The sequence below is a fragment of the Aquimarina spongiae genome (assembly GCF_900141785.1).
GTDB classification, from domain to species: Bacteria; Bacteroidota; Bacteroidia; order Flavobacteriales; family Flavobacteriaceae; genus Aquimarina; species Aquimarina spongiae.
Genome location: NZ_FQYP01000004.1, coordinates 186,891 through 211,264, shown reverse-complemented (window position 1 = coordinate 211,264; position 24,374 = coordinate 186,891). Strand labels below are relative to the sequence as shown.

The 24,374-nt window shown below is 33.5% G+C and carries 22 protein-coding genes; 21 read left to right on the top strand and 1 reads right to left on the bottom strand.

Annotated features, from left to right (window positions below):
* Nucleotides 1-33: 33 nt before the first annotated feature.
* The gene (locus tag BUE24_RS10695) at nt 34-222 is read right to left on the bottom strand and encodes a twin-arginine translocase TatA/TatE family subunit (protein WP_073316012.1); all 189 of its coding nucleotides are present in this window, start codon (nt 220-222) and stop codon (nt 34-36) included.
* Between the two features lie 235 nt (nt 223-457).
* Here BUE24_RS10695 and BUE24_RS10690 point away from each other — a divergent pair, with 235 nt between their 5' ends.
* The 21 genes from BUE24_RS10690 to BUE24_RS10590 all read left to right on the top strand — a co-directional run bounded on the left by BUE24_RS10690 (nt 458) and on the right by BUE24_RS10590 (nt 24,374).
* The gene (locus BUE24_RS10690) at nt 458-1,327 is read left to right on the top strand and encodes a M23 family metallopeptidase (RefSeq protein ID WP_073316011.1); all 870 of its coding nucleotides are present in this window, start codon (nt 458-460) and stop codon (nt 1,325-1,327) included.
* A gap of 5 nt (nt 1,328-1,332) precedes the next feature.
* Nucleotides 1,333-2,832 carry a GH3 auxin-responsive promoter family protein gene (locus tag BUE24_RS10685; RefSeq protein WP_073316010.1) on the top strand — a complete coding sequence of 500 codons (1,500 nt, stop codon included), beginning with the start codon at nt 1,333-1,335 and terminating at the stop codon, nt 2,830-2,832.
* A 23-nt stretch (nt 2,833-2,855) separates the two neighbouring features.
* A complete protein-coding gene (locus BUE24_RS10680) occupies nt 2,856-4,550 on the top strand; it encodes a DUF6909 family protein (protein ID WP_073316009.1) in 1,695 nt (564 codons plus the stop codon).
* 3 nt (nt 4,551-4,553) lie between these two features.
* Nucleotides 4,554-5,522: a hypothetical protein gene (locus tag BUE24_RS10675; RefSeq protein ID WP_073316008.1), complete on the top strand. Its 969-nt coding sequence runs from the start codon at nt 4,554-4,556 to the stop codon at nt 5,520-5,522.
* Between the two features lie 57 nt (nt 5,523-5,579).
* Nucleotides 5,580-6,554, top strand: a complete 975-nt coding sequence (locus tag BUE24_RS10670) for a type I phosphomannose isomerase catalytic subunit (protein ID WP_073316007.1) — start codon at nt 5,580-5,582, stop codon at nt 6,552-6,554.
* Between the two features lie 3 nt (nt 6,555-6,557).
* Nucleotides 6,558-7,574 (top strand): dTDP-glucose 4,6-dehydratase, encoded by a 1,017-nt coding sequence (gene rfbB / locus BUE24_RS10665; protein ID WP_073316006.1) that lies wholly within the window; start codon nt 6,558-6,560, stop codon nt 7,572-7,574.
* Nucleotides 7,571-8,434, top strand: coding sequence for a glucose-1-phosphate thymidylyltransferase RfbA (rfbA, locus tag BUE24_RS10660; RefSeq protein ID WP_073316005.1), 864 nt, complete (start codon nt 7,571-7,573; stop codon nt 8,432-8,434). The genes rfbB and rfbA overlap by 4 nt, the downstream gene beginning before the upstream one ends.
* The gene (gene rfbC, locus BUE24_RS10655) at nt 8,431-8,982 is read left to right on the top strand and encodes a dTDP-4-dehydrorhamnose 3,5-epimerase (RefSeq protein WP_073316004.1); all 552 of its coding nucleotides are present in this window, start codon (nt 8,431-8,433) and stop codon (nt 8,980-8,982) included. The genes rfbA and rfbC overlap by 4 nt, the downstream gene beginning before the upstream one ends.
* Entirely contained in the window at nt 8,972-9,841 is an 870-nt protein-coding gene (gene rfbD, locus BUE24_RS10650) for a dTDP-4-dehydrorhamnose reductase (RefSeq protein WP_073316003.1), read from the top strand. Before rfbC ends, rfbD begins: the two co-directional genes overlap by 11 nt.
* On the top strand, nt 9,841-10,977 hold the full coding sequence (gene wecB, locus BUE24_RS10645) for a non-hydrolyzing UDP-N-acetylglucosamine 2-epimerase (protein ID WP_073316002.1): 1,137 nt from the start codon (nt 9,841-9,843) through the stop codon (nt 10,975-10,977). The genes rfbD and wecB overlap by 1 nt, the downstream gene beginning before the upstream one ends.
* A complete protein-coding gene (gene wecC, locus BUE24_RS10640) occupies nt 10,967-12,181 on the top strand; it encodes a UDP-N-acetyl-D-mannosamine dehydrogenase (RefSeq protein WP_073316001.1) in 1,215 nt (404 codons plus the stop codon). Before wecB ends, wecC begins: the two co-directional genes overlap by 11 nt.
* Nucleotides 12,182-12,205: 24 nt before the next feature.
* The gene (locus tag BUE24_RS10635) at nt 12,206-13,546 is read left to right on the top strand and encodes a flippase (RefSeq protein WP_073316000.1); all 1,341 of its coding nucleotides are present in this window, start codon (nt 12,206-12,208) and stop codon (nt 13,544-13,546) included.
* Entirely contained in the window at nt 13,539-14,534 is a 996-nt protein-coding gene (locus BUE24_RS10630) for a polysaccharide pyruvyl transferase family protein (protein ID WP_073315999.1), read from the top strand. The genes BUE24_RS10635 and BUE24_RS10630 overlap by 8 nt, the downstream gene beginning before the upstream one ends.
* 12 nt (nt 14,535-14,546) lie before the next feature.
* Entirely contained in the window at nt 14,547-15,497 is a 951-nt protein-coding gene (locus BUE24_RS10625; RefSeq protein WP_073315998.1) for a glycosyltransferase, read from the top strand.
* Nucleotides 15,498-15,520: 23 nt separating this feature from the next.
* Nucleotides 15,521-16,744 carry a hypothetical protein gene (locus tag BUE24_RS10620; RefSeq protein WP_073315997.1) on the top strand — a complete coding sequence of 408 codons (1,224 nt, stop codon included), beginning with the start codon at nt 15,521-15,523 and terminating at the stop codon, nt 16,742-16,744.
* Nucleotides 16,722-17,303 carry an acyltransferase gene (locus tag BUE24_RS10615; protein ID WP_073315996.1) on the top strand — a complete coding sequence of 194 codons (582 nt, stop codon included), beginning with the start codon at nt 16,722-16,724 and terminating at the stop codon, nt 17,301-17,303. Before BUE24_RS10620 ends, BUE24_RS10615 begins: the two co-directional genes overlap by 23 nt.
* Nucleotides 17,287-18,528 (top strand): O-antigen ligase family protein, encoded by a 1,242-nt coding sequence (locus BUE24_RS10610; RefSeq protein WP_073315995.1) that lies wholly within the window; start codon nt 17,287-17,289, stop codon nt 18,526-18,528. Before BUE24_RS10615 ends, BUE24_RS10610 begins: the two co-directional genes overlap by 17 nt.
* Nucleotides 18,521-19,543, top strand: coding sequence for a glycosyltransferase (locus tag BUE24_RS10605; RefSeq protein ID WP_073315994.1), 1,023 nt, complete (start codon nt 18,521-18,523; stop codon nt 19,541-19,543). Before BUE24_RS10610 ends, BUE24_RS10605 begins: the two co-directional genes overlap by 8 nt.
* The gene (locus BUE24_RS10600; RefSeq protein ID WP_073315993.1) at nt 19,518-21,659 is read left to right on the top strand and encodes a bi-domain-containing oxidoreductase; all 2,142 of its coding nucleotides are present in this window, start codon (nt 19,518-19,520) and stop codon (nt 21,657-21,659) included. Before BUE24_RS10605 ends, BUE24_RS10600 begins: the two co-directional genes overlap by 26 nt.
* A gap of 67 nt (nt 21,660-21,726) precedes the next feature.
* Nucleotides 21,727-23,175: a hypothetical protein gene (locus BUE24_RS10595; protein ID WP_073315992.1), complete on the top strand. Its 1,449-nt coding sequence runs from the start codon at nt 21,727-21,729 to the stop codon at nt 23,173-23,175.
* Nucleotides 23,176-23,219: 44 nt separating this feature from the next.
* On the top strand, nt 23,220-24,374 hold the full coding sequence (locus BUE24_RS10590) for a glycoside hydrolase family protein (protein ID WP_073315991.1): 1,155 nt from the start codon (nt 23,220-23,222) through the stop codon (nt 24,372-24,374).

Genomic DNA, 24,374 nt, shown 5'->3' with positions numbered 1-24,374 from the left:
ATACCGGGCTTTATTTATATATTGATTTAAAAATTAATTTTTCTCATCAATTTTAGGGTCCTCATCTTCTTTTGAAGCGTCTTTAAATTCTTTAATTCCACTTCCTAATCCTCTCATCAATTCTGGAATTTTCTTTCCTCCAAATAATAACAACACAATCACTACAATTAAAGCGATTTGCCAGGGACCAATCATTCCTAAAAATATACTTGATGTCATCATGATCTTAATAAATTAGAATACAAAGTTAGCAAGAAATGATGAATCCGTCATCATTTATATAATCTTTAACGAACGATCTTAAAGATTCATATATCACTTTATAAAAACCTATAAATGATCGTGATCCTCAAAAAATCAATTTTAGCATAAAATTAATGGAACGCATAGACTATTAATATCCCTTTAAACGTTGTATTTTTGGTATTCGTAGAATATGTATATTTGCTTTTCACTTATGGCAAAAAAGAAAAAGGAACAAAAAAGAATTACGAAGAAGCTGCTTAACAAGTATCGCTTGGTAATTCTTAATGAGGATACTTTTGAAGAGCGCATATCTTTTAAGCTGAATAGGCTTAATGTTTTTGTTATGGTGACCATTACCGGGATTCTCTTGGTGTCGGGAACTACATTCTTGATTGCTTTTACTCCCTTAAGAGAATATATTCCCGGATATTCGTCTACTTCATTAAATCTTAAAGCCACTCGGTTGGTAGCAACAACGGATTCGTTGGAGTCAAGAATAGTTGTGAATCAGCAATACTACAATTCTATAAAAAAGGTACTTACCGGTGATGTAAAAACCGTAGAATTTGATTTGGATTCTGCAGTACAATCTCAGAAGGTAAATCTGGAAGAAATAGACTTAAGTCCCTCGGATCAAGACATGAGACTTCGTGAAGAAGTATCCAAAGAAGATAAGTACAGCTTGTTCGAAAATGAAAAATCAAATTCTGATTTTTCCTTGTTTTCTCCTGTAAAAGGAAATATAACTTCTGGTTATGATGTTACCCAAAAGCACTATGGAGTGGATGTGGCTGTTCCCAAAGATACTCCAATACAAGCAGCTTCTGCCGGCACGGTAATCTTCTCAGAATGGACGGCGGAAACGGGGTATGTCATTATTTTGAAACATGCTAATAATCTGCTTACCGTATATAAACACAACGCTTCTTTGACCAAACAACAAGGAGAACAGGTCAAAGCGGGAGAAGTGATTGCAACAGCAGGCTCTACAGGAGAACTTTCTACAGGACCTCATTTGCATTTTGAATTGTGGAGGGATGGATACCCAACAGATCCTACAAACTTTGTCGATTTTGAATAATAAGTATGTCGTTAAAAGCATTAGGCGCTAAGATTTTCGCAAAACGTATTCGTAAAAAAATTAATAAGTGGGCTTCGGATCCGGTAGGTACACAGGAACGTGTATTTCGGGATTTGATAAAAACAGCTCAAAATACTGCCTTTGGTCAGGATCATGATTTCAGAAATATTAAAACCTATGCCGATTTTGCAAAGCAAGTTCCAATTCGAGATTATGAAGCGTTAAGACCGTATGTGGATCGGGTAGTAGAAGGTGAATCTGATATTTTATGGCCAGGAAAACCGCTATATTTTGCAAAGACTTCGGGAACCACAAGTGGAGCCAAATATATTCCACTAACCAAAGCCTCAATGCCAACACATATCAATGCCGCTCGAAATGCGATTTTGTGTTATATTGAAGAAAGCGGAAAGGCAGGTTTTGTAGATGGTAAAATGATCTTTCTACAAGGAAGTCCAGAACTCAGCGAAAAAAATGGAGTGAAATTAGGACGACTTTCAGGTATCGTTGCACACTACGTTCCACAGTATCTTCAGAAAAACAGAATGCCGAGTTGGGAAACCAACTGTATCGAAGATTGGGAGCAAAAGGTAGAAGCCATCGTAGAGGAGACTATAGATCAAAACATGAGTATCATTAGTGGGATACCACCCTGGGTACAGATGTATTTTGAAAGACTACAGCAACGAACCAACAAAACTATTGGTGAGCTTTTTAAAGGTTTTGAATTGTTCATCTATGGAGGAGTAAACTTTGAGCCTTATCGTAAAACCTTTGAAAATTTGATAGGAAGAAAAGTCGCAGGGATCGAATTATACCCTGCCTCTGAAGGATTTTTTGCGTTTCAGGACCGTCAGGATGAAAAAGGTATGCTTTTGCAATTGGATTCGGGGATGTTTTATGAGTTTGTAAAAGCGGATGAGTTTTTTGATGAAAATCCTAGGAGGTTAACTATTGGTGAAGTCGAAACGGGAGTAAATTATGTGATGTTGGTTTCTACAAGTGCAGGATTGTGGGCTTATAATATCGGGGATACGGTGATGTTTACCAATACAAACCCTTATCGAGTAGTTGTATCTGGACGGATCAAACACTTTATCTCGGCCTTTGGAGAACATGTAATTGGTAAAGAAGTGGATCAGGCATTGAGAGAAGGCGTTGAAGAAGTAGGTGCCATGATCAATGACTTTACAGTGGCTCCGCAAGTAAATCCTGAAGATAATGAATTACCGTACCACGAATGGTTTATTGAGTTTAAAGAACTACCAAAAGACATAGACGCATTGGCATTAGCGATAGATAAGTCCCTTAGAAATCAAAACACCTACTACGACGATTTGATAGAAGGAAAGATCCTGAAAACACTAAAAATTACTGTGGTTCCTAATGAGGGATTTAAAAACTATATGAAATCGATCGGAAAGTTAGGTGGACAAAATAAACTTCCGAGATTGTCGAATGATAGAAATATTGCAGATGCCCTTTCTGTTATGATTGACAAATAGACTATATTTGTTGCGAAAAACATATGGCAAACTTAATATTACAAGGAAGAACAAGAGCACAAGAAAGCTCTAGTGCAATAGAACGCATGTATATTACTATGCGTCATTTGTTTAACAGGGGTTTTTACAAACCGATGGGAGTGTCCGGAGATACCTTGAGGGAAGCACTACTCACCTTACGACCGGAGATTTATGGTTCTGTAGCCGAAGAAAAAGTAGAGCTCAACGGATTACTATATGTGATCGATCGATTACCAATAGGGATAGAAGAGTGTCGCTACATCAATCTTACCAGTGACGAAGGATATAAAAACTCTCATTTTAAAGTTATTGTCCCTCCAAAGAGAAGAAGAAATTGCTATCGTATCGACGAAGAGCAAATGAATATTGAGATTACCCGTGGTCGATCCGAAATCTATGATATCCTTACGCATCTTACCTTTTTGTTTATCGAGTCGCATAAGATCATGAATCGTGTGGTGATTAACGAAGAGGGTAATGTAACCAGAGATTGGCAAAAATTAGAAAATGCTGTATTGTCTAAGAAAGAATTGACCAAGGCCCAAAAGGAAGTTGCGTTAACACATACGGCAAATATTCTAGGTAGAACTTTTGAAGAGGCCAATTCTATTTATGATAGCTTTTCCTGTCCGGAGAATAAAGAACGTTTTCTACATATCATTTATTGGTTAGGGAAACTTGCTATCGAAGAGTATGTAGAGGACAAGAAAAGAATCGTGACTTTTAGTCCTGTACTTAGGGAACGTTTAGGACACCATATTCATGGAGAGATCTGGGCCAATACTATCAAAAGTAAACTAGAAGAACTAGATCTATTTGATCGTCCGATTCATATTATTAGTGCCAATATGCATAGTGTAATGAATACATTATATGCACCTTTGGCCTTAAAAAATGAACTAAAGAACAAGAGTACCTTTGATATTTATGAGTCGTTGAGCGATGATGCCAACGACAAACTTAGAAAGAGAGTAGAGAAGTTGGCCTTACAAAAAGGAATGACTTTTATCGATGATCAAAGTGGTGCCAATATCAATGTACAAGTTTTTGATACGGCAAAGTATGGTGATGGAGCGTATGGAGATCTTATAGTCAACAAAGAGGACAAAGAAAAACCGGTAATTATAGTAATGGATTATGCATTTGGAGAACAGGCGTATGAGACTATGGACGAATTACTAAAACCTTATGCTAATCTCGATGGGAACAAAATTCGAATGAATGTGAAATCGATTTCAATTATGGGGAAAGCTGGTATTCTTGAAGGAGGAAAAGGAGATATCATGATCCCTTCTGCTCATGTTTTTGAAGGTACAGCCGATAATTATCCATTCAAAAATCAGCTGAACAAAAAAGATTTAGAAGGTCAAGGGATTGATATCTATGATGGCGCAATGATCACTGTTTTGGGTACTTCACTGCAGAACAGAGATATTCTGAAGTTTTTCCACGATTCTACCTGGAATGTGATTGGTCTGGAAATGGAAGGAGCACATTATCAAAAAGCCATTCAATCTGCTTCTCGATTACGAAGTAGTATTAGCCCAAAAGTTAAAGTAAGATATGCTTATTATGCTTCTGATAACCCACTAGAGACGGGAAGTACATTGGCTTCAGGAGGATTAGGAACCACAGGAGTAAAACCTACTTATCTAATCACCGAAAAAATTATAGAACAAATATTTAACGAACGATAAAAAATGAGTCAAGCCAATCAAAACGAAGAAATGGATTTAATGCAACTTTTTGCAATGATCAAAGAGTTTTTTAGAAAAGTATTAAGTTTATTTGTTGATGCAGTTTTATTCATTAAGAAAAAAATAATTCTCTTTCTCATATTAGGAGTACTTGGGGGAGGACTGGGTTATTTTATGGACCAATTTCAAGACAAAAAAAACAGTTTTGTTCAAGAAGTGATTATAGAGCCAAAGTATAAATCAGTAGAGTATTTATACGATTTTGTTGAAGATCTACAGGACAACTTCAAGGATGATAATTATGTTTTGAAATTTGGTTTAGATTTGGAGTTGGTAAAAAATGTAGATAAGATTACTCTGCAGCCTGTAATTCGTTCAGAAGAAATATTAACTCAAATACAGGATAAAGAATCTTTTACTGAGGATTATGACGATAACCTTCTTAGAGAAAGAAAATATCGTAATTTCTATAAAGAACATAAGCTTACATTAATCTTTAAAAATTCAAATCCAGAGAATACAAAAATAGTTGCCGCAATTCTGAAGCACTTAAAATCTAATGAGTATTTCAAAAAGATTGTTAGTTTAGAACTCCAACAACTTAAGGGAGAAGTCGAACAAAACAGAAAAACATTAGCTTTTATTAATGATTACCTGGATAATTTGAGCAAGAATCCTAATGAGAACGAAGGTAAAATTGTATTTGCTTCAGAGACAGAAACACCAACTATTGCATCATTAATAAAACGAAAAGAAGAATTGTTGACTACGGTTCGATTTCAAGAAAGATCATTAGAATTAAATAAGGAAATTTACTCTGTTGTTAAGGATACTGGCATTATTTCAAAACAAAAACAACTGTCAAAAAGAATGCTATTTGTTATTCCATTAATTTTTGTAGGAATAGCAATTGGCATATATTTCTTTAGTTTCTTATTTAAATCCGTGGTTAATTTTGTAAACCAAGAATAGAGTCTTTATGTAATTACCCCTTAAAAAATTGAAAGTAACTATGTAAAACCTATTATCATGTTATATCCATTCAAATTTTATCCTATTCTGAAAGACAAAATATGGGGGGGAGATAAATTAAGAACAATTCTCAACAAACCAAATATAGATGGAAATATTGGAGAAAGTTGGGAGATTTCTACCGTTGGAGAGAACATTTCTATTGTATCTAACGGGATTTTTGAAGGTGAAAAATTAAATCATCTAATAAAAAAACATAAAGGTAGTTTATTAGGGAATAAAGTATATGAGTCGTTTGGTGATCAGTTTCCTTTGTTGATCAAATTTATAGATGCACACGATGATCTGTCAATTCAGTTACATCCAGATGATCGTTTGGCAAAAGAACGTCATAATTCTTTTGGGAAGACAGAAATGTGGTATGTAATTCAGGCAGATGATGATGCAAAGCTAATTGTAGATTTCAACAAGGCCACAAATCAAGAAGAATATCAACAGTACCTGAAAGAGAATCGATTAGTTGATTTGTTGAACATTGAACATATTACAAAAGGAGATAGTTATATTATTACTGCTGGTATTATTCATGCCATTGGTAAGGGGACGATGATAGCAGAAATACAACAGACCTCAGACATTACCTATCGGGTTTATGATTGGGATCGAGTTGATGATCAAGGAAACAGAAGGGAATTACATACAGAACTGGCTTTGGAAGCTCTTGCTTACGAGAATAAGAACAGTTCAAAGATTAAATATAAAGAAGGGTCAAATCAACCCAATGAAATGATCTCTAATCAATATTTTACAACTAATTTTATTCAAGTTGATAAAAGTTTTAGCAGAGTGTATAATGATATAGATTCTTTTGTCGTTTTCCTTTGTGTAGAAGGACAAGGTAAGATAGTTTCCGAGAATAGTGATATTCCTATATCCATGGGAGAAACTATTTTAATCCCTTCCATGATTAAGAATATTCAGTTAGAAAGTGATCATTCTGATATGAAATTATTAGAAGTTTATATTAAGTAAATTATGAAAAACATTTTAATTACTGGTGGAGCCGGGTTTATAGGATCTAATTTTATTCCTTATTTGATAAAGATGTACCCCGACTTCCATGTAGTTAATGTAGATAAACTTACCTATGCAGGAACGGTAGATAACCTTTCTGAAGTTGCAGAAGCAAAAAATTACACATTCATAAAAGGAGACATATGCGACAGAGGGCTGATACAAGATGTTTTTGAGCAATATGATATCAAAGGAGTAATACATTTTGCTGCAGAATCCCATGTCGATAATTCTATTGTAAGTCCGGATGAATTTATTAACACAAATGTCTTTGGTACATTTGTTCTTGTTGATGTAGCTAGGAATTACTGGATGAAATCTCCCAATACCTATAAAGAAGAGTATAAAGAATGCCGTTTTCATCATATTTCTACCGATGAGGTATATGGAAGTTTAGGTGATACAGGTCTTTTTGAAGAATCTACACCCTATGCACCCAATAGTCCGTACAGCGCTTCAAAAGCTTCTTCTGACTTTATTGTAAGAAGTTATTTTCATACCTATGGGATGAATGTCGTTACGACCAATTGCTCAAATAATTATGGACCTAAACAACATGATGAAAAATTGATCCCTACAATTATAAGAAATGCACTTGCTGAACGTCCAATTCCGATTTACGGTGAGGGTAAGAATATTAGGGATTGGCTATACGTATTAGATCATTGTAAAGGTATTGAACTTGCTTTTTTTAACGGAGAAAGTGGAGAAACCTATAATATTGGAGGTAAAAATGAAAGAAATAACTTATATATTGCCAAAACAATATGTAAGGTACTTGATGAGTTAAGGCCTAGAAAGAATTCAGCATCTTATCAAGAACTAATTACATTTGTAAAAGATCGCCCGGGACATGATTTCAGATATGCAATTGACGCTACCAAAATTGAAAGCAAATTAGGTTGGAAAGCAGAAGAAAACTTTGAGTCCGGTATTCTGAAAACAATAAGATGGTATATTAATAAGTATAGCAAATGAAAGGAATAATACTAGCAGGAGGTTCTGGAACAAGATTGCATCCGCTTACATTAGCAGTTAGTAAACAATTAATGCCAGTGTATGATAAACCGATGATATATTATCCACTTTCTACATTGATGAGTGCTGGTATTCAGGAAATTTTAATCATTTCTACACCAGAAGACTTACCTCTTTTTGAAAAATTATTGGGTAATGGAACGCAATACGGATGTAGATTTGAATATGCCTCACAAGAACAACCCAATGGATTAGCCGAAGCGTTTATTATTGGAGAAGATTTTATTGGTGAGGATAAGGTAGCCCTAATCTTGGGAGATAATATTTTCTATGGTTCTGGCCTTGAAGATCTTTTAGAGAGCAATAATAATCCTGATGGAGGAATTATTTACGCTTATCATGTACAAGATCCAGAACGCTATGGTGTAGTAGAGTTTGACAAAAGCGGTCACGCAATTTCTATTGAAGAAAAACCAAAGCAACCAAAGTCAAACTACGTGGTGCCTGGAATATATTTCTACGACAATGAGGTAGTAGAAATCGCAAAAGCAATTACACCAAGTGCAAGAGGAGAATTGGAAATAACCGATGTTAATAATGCGTATTTAAAGAAGGGAAAATTAAAAGTAAGCATATTAGACAAAGGAACTGCATGGCTGGACACCGGCACATTTCAATCATTAATGCAAGCTTCTCAATTTGTACAAGTCATAGAAGAAAGACAAGGATTAAAAATTGGAGCCATAGAAGAAATGGCTTTTAAAAAAGGATTTATTTCCAAAGAACAACTACATAATTTAGCACAACCACTTATAAAAAGTGGATATGGCAAGTACTTACTACAATTAGATCAGAGATGAATGTAAAACCTACTTTTTTAGAAGGGTGTTTTATTGTCGAACCAGGAGTTTATAAGGATAATAGAGGTTATTTTTTTGAGAGTTTTAATCAACAAGAATTTGTCGGAAAAACAGGAGTTGATGTCGATTTTATTCAAGATAATCAATCCTTTTCGACAAAAGGAGTTCTAAGAGGGCTTCATTTTCAAAAAGGAGATTTTGCGCAAGCCAAGTTGGTGAGAGTAGTTAGAGGAGAAGTGTTAGATGTTGTGGTAGATCTTAGAAAAGATTCGAAGACCTTTAAGCAGTCCTTTTCGGTAATATTGAATGAAAAAAATAATTATCAATTGTATATTCCCAGGGGTTTTGCACATGGTTTTTTAACCTTAAGTGAAAGTTCTATTTTTTCATACAAATGCGATAACTATTATCATAAAGAATCAGAGTCAGGCATAAGATTTGATGATGCAGATCTCGGTATCGATTGGAAATGGGATAAGAGTGAAATTATTTTATCCGACAAGGACAAAGAACTACCTTCTTTTAAGGAGCTATTAAATGAATTATAATTCAGAAAGAAAGAACGTTTTAATAACAGGATCCAAAAGCCAACTGGCACAGTGCTTGTTTGATATAAAAGATCAATATCCTGATTTCGACTTTGATTTCACTAGTTCCGAAGAACTAGATATTAGCAATACAAAAGAGATAGAGGATTACTTTGATAAAGTTTCTTATGATATAGTGATTAACTGCGCCGCCTACACCAATGTTGAGCTAGCAGAAAAAGAATCAAAGAAAGCATTTATGGTAAATGCTATTGGTGTCAAAAATATAGCAGAAGCTTGTAAAAAAAATGATGCGACGTTGATTCACATTTCTACCGATTATGTTTTTGATGGAAAAAAAGAGACACCATATACCGAAGAGGACCTTCCTAATCCAATCAACGAATATGGAAAATCTAAGCTTGAAGGTGAAAAAGAAATTCTGAAGATACTGGATAAATATTTTATCATCCGAACTTCATGGCTATATTCAAAGTATGGACATAATTTTTTCAAAACAATCTTGAGAAAATCTAGAACAGAAAAGCAACTTACTATTACTGCCTCAGAAACAGGAACCCCTACAAATGCTCATGATTTAGCCAAATTTATTCTTGAAATAGTGTCTTCAAATTCCTCAGATTACGGTCTTTATCATTACAGTAATCTCGGTGAAGCTACATGGCATGATTTTGCAGAAGAAATTTTAAGAGCTTCAGGAAAACTTAGTGAGATAAAACTAGAAAAAACAGATAATTACCCTACTTTTGCAGTCAGACCAAAATATGGTGTTTTAAGCAAAGAGAAAACAATTAAAGTTTTGAAAAATACCATTTTGCACTGGAAAGATTCGTTAAGAAATTTACATTCGATTAACTAATGAAAAAAAACTTAATCGTTTTTGGAACAAGGCCTGAAGCAATCAAAATGGCTCCTTTAGTAAAAGAATTCCAAAAACATAAAGATATTTTTGATACAAGGGTTTGTATTACTGCCCAACACAGAGAAATGCTAGACCAGGTTTTAGCATTTTTTGATATTGTTCCTGATTTTGATTTGAATCTTATGAAACCAAATCAAAACCTGTACACACTTACTTCTGATATTATCACTGGGATGAAAGATGTTTTGGAGAATTTCAGTCCTGACTTTGTATTTGTGCATGGTGATACCACGACGACTATGGCTTCGAGTATTGCAGCTTTTTATTCCGGAGCAAAAGTTTGTCATGTAGAAGCGGGTTTACGAACATTTAATATGCAATCTCCATTTCCAGAAGAAATGAATAGATCCGTAACTGGAGTAATCTCAGACATTCATTTTTCTCCAACCGAAACTTCGAAGCAAAATCTGATTAATGAAAATAAGTCAGAAGATACGATACTGATAACAGGAAATACAGTTATAGATGCCTTAAAGTTCAGTGTAGAAAAAGTAAACTCCAATGATTTTGAGGATAACGAAGTTAACGAGCTTAAGAAAATCATTGACAATCAAAAAAAGCTAATTTTAGTTACAGGACACCGACGAGAAAACCACGGAGAAGGATTTATTAGAATTTGCGAGGCTTTAAATGAAATTGCACTATTGAATCCTGACACTCAAATTATCTATCCGGTACATTTGAACCCTAATGTCCAGAAACCGGTTTATCAGCTTCTGGATACGGTCGAAAACATTCAACTAATAGCACCACAATCATATCCAGCTTTTGTATGGTTAATGAATCAATCGTATCTAATTATTACAGATAGTGGTGGTGTTCAAGAAGAAGCTCCAAGTTTAGGGAAACCTGTATTGGTAATGAGAAACACAACAGAAAGGCCTGAAGCGGTTGAAGCAGGCACAGTAATTTTGGTAGGAACAGATAAAGAGAAAATAGTTGCTGAAGCTCAGAGGCTTTTGAAGGACAGCAAATCCTACGAAAGCATGAGTAAACTTCACAATCCATATGGAGATGGAAAAGCCTGCCAACGAATTGTTGAATACATAAAAAGTACTGATTATGGACACTAAGCCAGGGGTAGTAATGATCGGTTTGGGATACATTGGGCTCCCAACAGCTGCGTTAATTGCTCAAAATAAAACATATGTTCATGGGGTTGATATCAATCCGAAAGTTGTAGAAACTGTAAATAATGGAAAGATCCATATTATCGAACCTGAATTGGATCAAGCAGTGGAAAATGCTGTAAAAGGAGGGTATTTAAAAGCCTCTGTTACTCCTGTAGAAGCCGACACTTATCTTATAGTGGTTCCAACACCTTTCAAGGGTAAAAATGAACCTGATATTTCTTTTGTAGAATCAGCAACCAAAGGAATTATTCCGTTGTTAAAAGAAGGGGATTTATATATCATAGAATCTACTTCTCCAATTGGAACTACCGAAAAAATGCTGAATCTAATTTATGGTGAACGTCCAGAGTTAAAAGATAAATTATATGTAGCATACTGCCCAGAACGAGTTCTTCCGGGTAATGTGATGTATGAGCTTGTGCATAATGATAGAGTAATAGGAGGGGTTGATCAGAAATCTACGGATAAAGCTGCTGATTTTTATCGCCAGTTTATCAAAGGGGATTTGCATAAGACTAATGCCAGAACCGCAGAGATGTGTAAATTGGTAGAAAACTCTTCTAGAGATGTTCAAATTGCATTTGCCAATGAATTATCTCTAATCTGTGATAAAGCAGATATCAATGTTTGGGAATTGATACAATTGGCGAACAAGCACCCAAGAGTAAATATCTTACAACCTGGTTGTGGAGTAGGAGGTCATTGTATCGCGGTAGATCCTTATTTTATAGTAGCAGATTACCCAATGGAATCTCAGATTATAGGAAAAGCAAGAGAGATAAATAATTATAAATCATTTTGGTGTGCCGAGAAGGTTAAAAATGCAAAACTTGAATTTGAACTAAAAAATGGTAAAAAGCCAAGAATTGCATTAATGGGTCTTGCTTTTAAACCAAATATTGATGACTTAAGAGAATCTCCGGCAAAATATATTGCTCAAAAAGTACTGCAAAATGCCAATAACGAAGAGTACTATATAGTAGAGCCAAATATTGAATCTCATAACATATTTAAGTTAACAGACTACGCGGAGGCTGCAGAAAAAGCTGACATAGTAGTATTTTTGGTTGCACATGATGAGTTCAAAGGTTTGAATATCCCAGAGAATAAGGTGGTACTGGATTTTTGTGGAGTGCTTAATTAGAATATTATAACTTTATTGTTTTGAATGAAATTCTTTAAACAACAAAATAAAATTGTAAAGAATATTCTATGGCTTTTTTTTGATAAAATTCTAAGAATGAGCTTGGGGGTTTTGGTTAGTATTTATTTAGCCAAATACTTAGGTCCTACAGAATATGGAGAATTGAGCTTTTGTGTTTCTTTCTTATACTTTTTTTTGGTTGTTTCAATGTTAGGGATGGAACCTATCTTGGTAAGAGAAATAACCAAAAGCCCATCAAAAACGGATGAAATTATTTCTACCAGTATCGTTCTCAGAATATGCTCAGGTTTTATATTGTTTGTCGTATCGGTGTTGACAGCATTTTACCTATATGGGTTATCTAAGTTTTTTTTTATTTTAATAATTTCATTTCAACTTTTTTTCCAAGCAGGAGATGTTTTTGGATCCTTATTCCTTGCAAAAGTAAAATCCAAGTATGTTGTTATTTCCAAAAATGTTGGATTTATTATTTCTAGTATTTTAAAATTAATACTGATCTTCTTAAACGTAAGCTTATTGACCTTTGCCTACGCAATTTTGATTGAATTTTTTATCGCACTACTTCTCTTAATATACTTTTTTAACAAGAGTGAGGTAGAGTTTAAGTTTTCATATTTTGATACATCATTGGCCAAAGAACTATTGATAAGTTCATCTCCACTTATTTTATCTAGTATTTTTTATGTGGTATATACCAAGTTGGATCAAGTGATGATTGAATTTCTATCAGATTCCGAACAAGTAGGGTACTACGCCGTAGCCAATAAATTGTCAGAAGTATGGTTTTTTATCCCTACGGTAGTAGTAAATTCATTTTATTCCGAAATCGTTGCATTAAAAAACACAAATTATAAAAAGTTTAAGGACAGGATATTAGAATTAATGACTCTTTTATCTTTTTTATCTGTAATACTTATATTAGGATTTAGTCTGTTTTCTGAAGTGATTATTACATTTTTATATGGGCAAGAATATGCATCTTCTGTTCCGATATTTAATGTTCATATATGGTCCTGTTTAATCGTGTTTTCTGCGGTCGTTAGTGGTGTTTGGTATGTAGCTACAGATTTACAGAAATATACCTTTTATCGAACTGGTGTAGGCGCCTTGGTTAATGTTAGTCTAAATTTTGCTTTGATACCCTTGTATGGAGGGCTTGGAGCAGCATATGCTACTTTGGGTGCCAAGATTTTGGCATCTTATCTTATGAATCTAATGAATAAAAAGACTAGAGAAGTTTTTTTTCTTCAAACAGAAGGGTATATTAATATATTTAAGATATACCCCGTTATACTATTTTCTAAAAGAATGATTTACAATTTGAAAAAACAAGCTAATGATTAATTCTATTCTAGATTTAAAAAAAATAATTAATGATAATCTATTCGATTTAATTGATGGTGATTATGTTCTATTCGATGTACCTGAACATAGGAATATTGGAGATCAATTAATATGGAGAGGAGAGCATGATTTTTTAAAGCAAATTCCTCATAATTGTTTGTTTATATCTTCATTAGGATATCATAGAAATCCAAAAATTGATAAAGACACTATTATCTTGTTACATGGTGGAGGTAATTTTGGCGATGTTTGGGTTTTACATCAAAAATTCAGAGAAAAAATCATAAAAGATTACCCTGAAAACAGGATTATTATTTTCCCACAATCCGTTCAATTTGGGGATAAAAGCAAACTGGTAGAAGCAGCCAAGATATTTAATAATCATGGTAACATCACTATTTGCGCTAGAGACTCATTTTCTTATGAATTATTAAATGAACATTTTAATTCTTGTAAAATCTTAATGGTGCCGGATATGGCTTTTTCATCTTCATTAGAAAAAAAGGTGAAGACAACAAAATCTAAAGATCTTATTTTAAAACGTATTGATAAAGAATTAGCTTCTGAGATAGATGAGAAGCAATTTTCAGATTTTGAAGTAAAGGATTGGCCCACATACAATATGGATGTTATAGAATATATTAAGAAGAAATATACTGGACTTAATAGAAGAATTTCCGAAACTCTTCTTAACAATGATAAAGAAGGTCTGGATTCTTTTAGAACTTTTGGTTTTCTACCATATCGTAAAAGAGATAATTTTGTGGATATAGGAATTGATTTTTTGAGTAGTTACGACCTAAATATTACCACCAGACTTCATGGGCATATTCTTTCTCTGCTATTAGGAATTCCGTCCATTATAGTCGACAATAGTTATGGTAAAAACAAGAGATTTTATGAAACCTGGTTAAGCAATGTAAACGACTCGTACTTTGCCAAAGATGTAGAAGAAGCAATTGTTATTTACAAAGAATTGAAATCCTAAAAGGAGTTTGTTATGGATATTTCTGTTCTAATGTCGGTGTATAACGGCGAGAGACATCTGCGAGAAGCTATCGATAGTATTTTGAATCAAACGTTTAAAGATTTTGAATTTATTATCGTAAACGATGGGTCAACGGATAGCTCTGAAAAGATCATTCAAGAATATCAGGATGATCGGATTCGCTATATAAAGAGAGAAAATGGAGGGCTTTCTGCTGCACTGAATACAGGATTATTTGTTGCTAAAGGAAAGTACATTGCAAGAATGGATGCAGATGATTTTAGTGTACCGGATCGACTTGAAAAGCAATTTGATTATATGGAAAAAAACCCTAACCTTGTTGCTTTGGGAGGTGGTATTACCTACATGGAAGAAGAAGGTGATCTCATATTTTCTTATGTAAATACAATGAGTCCGGATCAAATAAGAGAAAATATACTTCAGATGTGTCCTATTGCACATCCTACTGTTTTTTATAGAACCGATGTAGCTCAAAAATGCGGAGGATACTATGAAAAAATAAAACAGTATTTTGAAGATCATTTGCTATTTAAAAAAATGCTCAAATACGGAGATTTATATAGTCTACAAGAACCTTTGTTACACTATAGATTAGTTTCTACATCTATTACGTCGAACAAAGAGTTTATGTCAGAATATCTGGCGATTAGACAAAGGACGCTAGTCAATGAATCCATCTCGGATGAAGATCGAGATAGGCTTTTTGAAATAAAAAAGCACGGTAATACCAATTTAAATTTCAAAAAGAGTAAATATCATCTCTATCTTGGTAAATTGTATTTGTGGAAAAATGTAAATAAGAAGAAATCAAGGAAAAATCTAAGAATATCTTTAAAAAACCATTTTAAACTAGCAACTTTAGCTCTTTATATGGTTACTTTTTTACCCAGTTTTATTGTTGTCAACCTTTATAATTATGTGGATAAAAGAAGAACCAAATAGTACACAATTCTAAATTCTAAATTTTGGATATCAAACTTAGTAAAGGTTTATATTATTTGATATTGTTTGCAATGATCATGTTTTTTATTGCAGATGCGACCAACAAATATTTAGATGTGCATGGTTCTGGTCAGTCGGTTTCTATATTTGCACGATTTGTATTCGAAATTATTTTTATTGCTCTTGCCTTATCCATAGCTAATAAGAGAATTGTAGAGTTGTATATAGGGCTGGCTATTATACTTGTTTTTTTTCTGCTAGGACAATTCACATTATTAAGCAAAATGGCTCAAACTATGGGAGATTTTGCAGTAAATGTCAAAATATTCAACAAATATATTTTTGCTTTACTCATTTATCCAATAGTAGAATACGTTTTTGGTAAAAGGGAAGATTTGCTGTTGAAATTGGTTTATTGCTTTTATATCCTATTTCTCATTAATATTATTATAGCAATTGCAGGTCTTTTGCTAGATCTAGAAATCGTAAGATCGTACCCTTTTAGAGATAGATTTGGGTTTAGTGGGTTGATTCCTAAAAGAAATGAAGCAACCTTGTTTTATGTACTTGGCGTTACGGTCTCTTATGTTAGATTTGTTGTGTTGGGACGAAAAGAAAGATTGTTGTTTTTACTGTCTATACTAGGAGCTATCCTTCTAGGGACCAAAGGTATTTATATCTTTTTGGTGTTTTTATTCTTGTTTCATTTTAGAGCCAATAAAAATTTCTTGAGGAACTTTTTTATTGTGATTATCCTAGGAATTATCATTGGTGTGATCATTTTTCCTCAAACAACAATCTATCAATATTATTCAAGCCAAGCTGAACGGGTAGGATTAACGACAATGCTGCTCTCTGGAAGAGATATTATATTTTACAACGAGATTACAAGAACAGTTGGCGATTGGAATATTATTAATTTTTTGATGGGTGGACAAAATCAAAATATAAAGGCTTTTGAAATGGATTTTTTGGATTTGTTTTTCTTCTTTGGATTATTAGGAGCGATAATTTACTTATTGTTAACAATGAAATTTATCTTTGCAGGGCGTTATAAACTGCCATTTCAAATGTTTTTCATGTTTTCTTATTTCTTTTTGGCCTTTTTTGGAGGACACTTCTTTGCTTCGGCTGTAAATGCATTATATTTTGTAATTGTAGCTATATATATCAATAGATCTAATGCTTTATATGATCCTGCACTAAACCTAAAATTAAACAACAATGATACTTCAATTCATACATAGGTGCTACAACATATTTATCTATAGGCCATACCTGAAATGGAAACTAAATTTTTGTGGAAAGAATTTTAAGTTTGGATACGCTTCAGAATTAAGGAACCCACAATTTTTTAGGATAGGAGATAATTTTTATTCTGGTCCATATGGATACTTTGTAACCAACAAATATATTCCTGTTGAAATAGGCAATCACATAATGTTTGGACCTTTTTGTAAAATTTTTGGAGGCGATCACGATTTAGAGTATACAGACAATCATATTCGTTTTGCTCCAGAAAAAGCTGTTGTAGACAAAAAAATTGTTTTAGAAGATGGTGTTTGGGTTGGAGCTAATACAACAATGCTTACAAATGCATACATATGCGAAGGAGCAGTTGTTTCGAGCGGAGCCATAGTAAATCATTATATCCCTCCTTATTGTATTGCATATGGAATACCAGCAAAGAAATATAAAAGGAGGTTTACAACCGAAGATTTACAAGAAGTACTAACAAATGTAGGCAGCAAATACACGGTAGATCAAATTTTAGGTATTTATAAAGAATATGGGATTGACTCTTAACAGAAGAAATTTGTTTACAATAGGATGTTCTATTGCTGCAATAGGATACTTATTTTCGATTGCAACAGCCTCTATTGGGCTAATGGCATTGTTGGCTACTTGGCTTATTAATTTTAAGGATCTTGATTTCAAAAATATTGTAAGGCCAAATAGTGTGCAGTTATTAATCTTATTTTTTGTTTTATTGGCACTTGGATTGACATACTCCGAAGTACCTAAAGAAGGGTTTAAAGTTATAAATAGACATCTTCCATATTTAGTTCTTCCTCTGGTTTTTTTGACAATAAAACCATTAGAAAAAAGTCAGCGTCATTTAGTTTCAAAGGTGTTTATACATGCAGTAACACTTTTATACGTAGTATGTTTGATCAATGCTGTTTATCGGCAAGTTGTTTTTTCTTTATCTGGAGGACATTTTAACTGGTACTTTTTTTATAGGTTTGATTTTCTGGAAATTTTTGATCAGCACCCTACCTATGTTTCCATGTACACGCTATTATCTCTAAGCTTAGTTGTTTTTAACAAAGATCTATTATTCAAAAAAAAGGGGCTGTTCTGGATAACCTTATTGATACAAATAGCCGGTGTATTACTAGCAGGAAGTAGAATGGGTTATGTGGTTTTTTTAGGGATTTCCCTGCTCTATATCACAAAGGTATTAAGCTCAAAATCTAAAGAAGTAATTATCAAAACGGTTTTAGCGTATTTGTTATCCATCCTATTTTTACTTATTGTAGCTTGGAATATTCCTATCGTTAAAGAACGGGTCTTATATACCCTTGGGTACAAGTATGAATATAAGTATAACAACAAAGAATTTATTAAAAATAAAACGGCCGAGGAACAAGGCAGACTGTTATTGTGGCAAGATGCTTTGGATTTAATAAAGGATAACCCAATTCTTGGACACGGTACTGGATCCAACAAGAAAATACTATTACAAAAATATAAGCAAGAAGGACATTCGATTTTTCTTGAAAGAACCTATAATGTGCACAATACTTATTTAGAATCCCTTTTGATGGGTGGGTTGCCATTGCTTTTAAGTTTCCTTTCTATAGTGTTCATGTTGCTTTATCAAGGTATTAAAAGAAAAGATTTTGTGTTGTATTCCTTTTTTTTGATCGTTGCAGCTACTGCAGTTACAGAGACTTTATTTAGAGCTCAAGGAATAATGTTTGTAGGATTTTTTTATTGCTTTTTACTATCAAAAACTCATGAATAAAGAACTAGCTATTTTCGGACCTTATCCACCACCTTTAGGTGGTATATCTGTTCATGTAAAGAGAATAGAACCTTTTTTGAATGAAAGTAAGATTCCATATCAGATCTACAATCATGGCTATCAGGAACAAAAAAATGTGCTTGCTACAAAAAAGAACCTTTTTTGGTATATAAAACTATTGTTTACCAAAAGATATGGATTGTTTCATTTCCATCAATTTTTTTTCTTCCACTTCTTATACTATCCTCTGTTTTCACTATTCAGAAGAGAGAAGGTTTTTGTTACCATCCATTCTGAGAGGATACTAGGGTATCACAAAATTGTAAGATCTTTGGTATTGCTTTTGCTGGCGGTTACCAGAAAGACAACATTTATTTCGGTATCAAAGAACTTGAATGACTACTTAAATGAGAAGGGAGTGTCATCTATATTTTTACCCGCGTATGTTCCTCCTACAGTGATTGCTGACAAGAAAATTAATAGTACTAAAGAAATATTTCTTTTCAGCGTTTGGAAGTTCAATCAAAAGCTATCAAATGAAATATATAATGTACCTTTGACCTTTCAGTTTTTAAGTGAAAACAAAGATAAATTTACCATGCTTTTTATGATTGGAAGTCAATCAGATTCAGATGTGGAGTACTTGGAAGAATTAATGCAAAAGTATGACGTGACCGAAAACATAGAAGTTGTTTTTAATGAAAACCTAGTGGATTATGTTAAGAATTGTAAGTTCCTTCTAAGACCTAATTTGTCTGACGGCTATGGAGTCTCTATTCAGGAGGCTATGGATTTAGGTATTCCAGCTATTGCAAGCGACGTATGTGAAAGGCCAAAAGGAACTATTTTATTCAAAAGTGATGATATTGAAGATTTATCAAAAAGCGTAAGCTATGTAATGAATACTTCAAAAGATAAGATTTTAAACAAAAAAGAAAATTTGATATATCACAATCAGTTGATTGATATGTATGTAAAGATATTAAAGGATGAAACAGGTAATACAGAATTTTAAAACAGGGGAATTATACGTCGATGATGTACCAAAACCTTCTATTGCAGAAAAAATGGTTTTGGTAGAAAACAAATTCTCATTAATAAGCGCAGGAACCGAAAGAGGAACAGTAAAAGTAGCCAAGGCCAACCTTATAGGTAAAGCCAAACAGCGACCAGATTTGGTAGCTCAGGTACTTCAAAATATTAAGAAGGAAGGAATCAAAGCTACTCTTGATAAAGTGAAAACAAAACTAGACTCACTAAAGGCATTAGGATATAGCACTTCGGGAGTTGTGGCTGCTTCAATGGACAGCGATAGCAGGTTCAAACCCGGAGATAGAGTTGCATGCGCCGGACAGGATTATGCGTCACATGCAGAAGTAGTTAGTATTCCTCAAAATTTGGTGGCGAAGATACCTGATAACGTTAGTTTTGAAGAAGCAAGCTTTACCACTTTAGGAGCAATTGCGTTGCAAGGGGTAAGACAGGCAGAACCAAGATTAGGAGATAAGGTTTGCGTAATTGGTTTGGGATTATTGGGCCAGATAACCGTTCAGTTACTGAAAGCAAATGGATGTGAAGTATTTGGTACAGACTTATCAAAAGGACTAATTGACCTGGCAAAAGATAGTGGGGCAGATCAAGCATTGCTAAGAAATGATTCCAATTTGTTGACAGCAATAGACAATTTTACAAACGGTCATGGTTTTGATAGTGTTATCATTACAGCGGCGGCACCTACCAATGATCCTATAGAACTATCTGCAGTAATAAGTAGAAAAAAAGGGAAAGTAATTGTGGTTGGAGCAGTGAAGATGGATGTGCCAAGAGATCCTGATTTTTATAGAAAAGAATTAGATCTGCGAATGTCCTGTTCGTACGGACCTGGAAGATATGATACAAGTTATGAGGAAGACGGAAATGATTATCCGTATGCATATGTGCGTTATACAGAACAGCGTAACATGGAAACCTTTCTCACCCTAATTTCGCAAGGCACGGTCAAATTAAAGAACCTAATTACACATACTTTTGATGTTAGTGATGCGCAAAAAGCGTACGATATTGTATTAGGAAAAGTTGAAGAACCTCATATAGGGATTTTATTGTCTTATCCGGATAACGAAGAGAAATCAACAACAAAAGTAAATATCAAGTCAAGCCCTGTTCAAAAAATTAATGCTGGATTTATTGGAGCAGGTAGTTTTGCTCAAAGTTATTTAATTCCACATGCAAAGAATAATGGAGCTTCTCTAGACACTGTAGTAACTACCAAAGGCATTACTGCAAAGAATGTTGCTCAAAAATTTTCTTTTAATAATGCCTCTTCTGAGGCAAATGATATTATCGATAATACAGAAATTAATACTGTATTTATCGCGACACCGCATAATTCTCATGCTCCTTACACAATTAAAGCTTTAAAAGCCAATAAACATGTTTTTGTAGAAAAGCCTTTGGCAATGAACTATGAAGAACTTGAAGAAGTGAAAGCAGTATATGCAGCAGGCCAGGCAAAGTTGATGGTAGGTTTTAATCGAAGATTTTCGCCAGTTGCTGTAAAGATAAAAGAAGAGTTTTTAAACAACGGAGAACCTAAGGTAATAAATATCAGAGTAAATGCTGGACATATACCAAAGGATCACTGGACGCAAAATAAAAACTTAGGTGGAGGTAGAATAATTGGAGAAATGTGTCATTTTGTTGACCTAATGCAATTTTATACTGATGCAAAACCTGTAAAAGTATATGCTGATTGTATAAAATCCTCAAATGACAAGATAACTCCCGAAGACAATATTTCTATTACCATTTCATTTGAAGATGGATCAATTGGTAACCTTTTGTATTTAGGAAATGGGGATAAGTCTTTACCTAAAGAATTGATAGAAGTTTTCTCTGGAGGGAAAATAGGTCGAATTCATGATTTCAGAAATGGAACAATTCACAAAAACAATAAAACCATTAAGGTAAAATTGGATGGTAAAGGACATAAACAGGAGGTACAATCCTTCATTAATTCTTTAACATCTGATCAAGAAGCTCCCATCTCTTTTGAGTCGATATATTTAACTACGCTTACTACATTTAAGATATTAGATTCAATAGCAACAGGACTTCCACAAGAGATATAGGGTTTTTGGATTTAAGATTAGCGGAGTTGGTTATTTGGATATGCCAATTAATAATGAATTGATAAGAATGAATCGAGGAATTGATTTTGAAGTTTTAAATAGAATTTCAATTATGAAGCTTTTTGCATTGGCTTTAATATTGATCTTTTTGGCGTGCAGTAAAGATGATACCGAGGACATTGAGTATTCTTTAAAGTTAAATGGAGAAGTGTATACCTCTAATACTCTTGATCTTTCAAAAGAGGCAACATATATAATTACCATAAACGACATTGAAAATTACGAGAAAGAGGATATACATATTATTGATAATTCTAATGAAAATGTAGTTATTAATAAGGTTTATGATATGAATACCTCAACCTTCTCTTTATCATTTCAAACCGATGCAAGTGTAAGTCAAGATTTTTCTTTTACCATCAAGTATCTGGACTTAGCTTCTTTTGAGGTTTCAGGCTCTCTTTTTTCAGAACAAATATTATCCTTAAGAAATGATGATGAAGAAAATACTCTTGTTGGCGATGAGGTCGTTTTTGACTATTATCTGGGTCATAATTTTAAGGTTTTCAATAATAACAGTGTCTTTGCAGATTTTTCTATAGATGATTTAAGTATTTCCAATGCTACAAATAATGATTTAATTATTTTGATTAAACCATTTGAAGATTTTTTTAATATCAGTATTAAAAGTTATTCTATCATTAAAGATCCAGAGGTTTCTTTTGATGTACTATATGAAGGAGAAGTATTAAAATCATTTAAGAACGCCAAAGTAGTGTCTAATTTTAATAATAAGGTGGTCGTAAAAAAGAATAATGGGCGCACTGATGTTTATTATTTTTTTGATGATCATTTGATGAGGAGAGAAATTAGAAGTACAACAATTGCATTTAGAGAGGATTATTATTCACTTTGGATTGCATCAACTTCGGACTACGAATATGATGAAAATGGTTATTTGAAGTATCAGACTAATCCAGGAACGAATGGAGGTACTAGCTCCTATTTATGGATAGATACTCCGAAGGGAATAAAGATTGAATCCTACAGAAATCAATGCATTTCTGAAGGATTCAAATACAACGATGAAGGACTATTAATCAAAAAGACCTTTATCGATATAACTTGTGGAGGTGATTTTTCAGACACTGAAGAATATTCTGATTTTGTTGATGAAAAACCAAGAAAATTAACAGTTAATGGTGTTGGTATGAGCTATTATCTTACTGGGATTTTCGATTTAGATTATGATAGTAGAGGTTACTTGATTTCTAAAAAAAATGTTGATCCTACAGAAACTCTAAATAATGTGGAGAGTGAATTTAATCATAATGTGAATGATTTTCGGGTAGAATATGGTATTTGGGAAAAGGATTATGGATTAGAAGTTAAAAGGGTTATAAGAAGAGGTTCAACTGCCTTTACTATAGATTCTTATGAAAGTGATACTCAAAATAGGGTTATATCAAAAATATTTGACGATGGCAAAGAGTATAGATATGAATACATCGAGTAATTTTTTATTGTTATCTGTTTATTAAAAGTTTCGAACCAATAGAAATGAATAAATTCAAAGATAGTTTTGAAAAGCTAAAATCGTATTGTGAAAAAGAAAACTTTAAAGGTTGGGATCCTTATGATGGATTGAACAGTAAAGTTTTTCAGGCAATTCCTGGGTTTTCAAAAAGCAGGTTTATTAGACTTGCCTGGATTCAATTGTTTAAAAGAAACCCGATTAATCTTAGAGGGGTAACGATCGTAGAAAAGGGATATAACCCAAAGGGATTGGGGCTTTTTGTAACAGGGTACTGTAACCTTTATAATTTGGAGCCTAAAGAAGAATATCTTCAGAAGATAATTAAACTTTCGGATCAATTATTGGAGTTAAAAAGCCCAGGGTATTCTGGAGCTTGTTGGGGATATAATTTTGATTGGCAAGCTCGTGCGTTTTTTCAACCCAAAGGTACTCCAACAGTGGTGGCTACTACTTTTATCGCAAGCGCTCTCATTGATGCCTTTAAGATTACCAAGAATCAAGTTTATCTGGATACAGCCATAGATGCATCAAAATTTATTCTAAATGATTTGAATCGAACCTATGACAACCAGGGAAATTTTTCTTTTTCCTATTCTCCATTAGATAAAACTCAAGTTTTCAATGCCTCATTACTCGGAGCGAAGCTTTTAAGCCAGGTATACGAATATACACAGGACAAAGCTTTGTTGAATGAAGCAGAAAAGGCGGTGAGATATGCGTGTAATTTTCAAAAAGAAAACGGGGCTTGGTCATATAGTACTTTGCCTTATCATCAGTGGGTGGATAATTTTCATACGGGATACAATCTGGAGTGTATTTATACCTATCAAAAAATGTCTGGAGATAATACATTTTCAGAGCATATCACCAAAGGACTTACGTATTATTTGGAAACTTTTTTTACAGAAGAAGGTATTTCAAAGTACTATAACGACTCGATATATCCAATAGATGTTCATGCACCTGCACAACTAGTAGTTACGTTAAGTAAGTTGGATGTTCTCAAAGAGAATATTGCTTTAGTGGATAGAGTTTTAGAATGGACTATTAATAATATGCAGTCAAGTAAGGGGTATTTTTATTATCAAAAAAAGAAATTGTTTAATTCCAAAATACCTTACATAAGATGGGCCCAGGCATGGATGTTTTATGCGTTCTCTTATTATTATAAAAAGTAA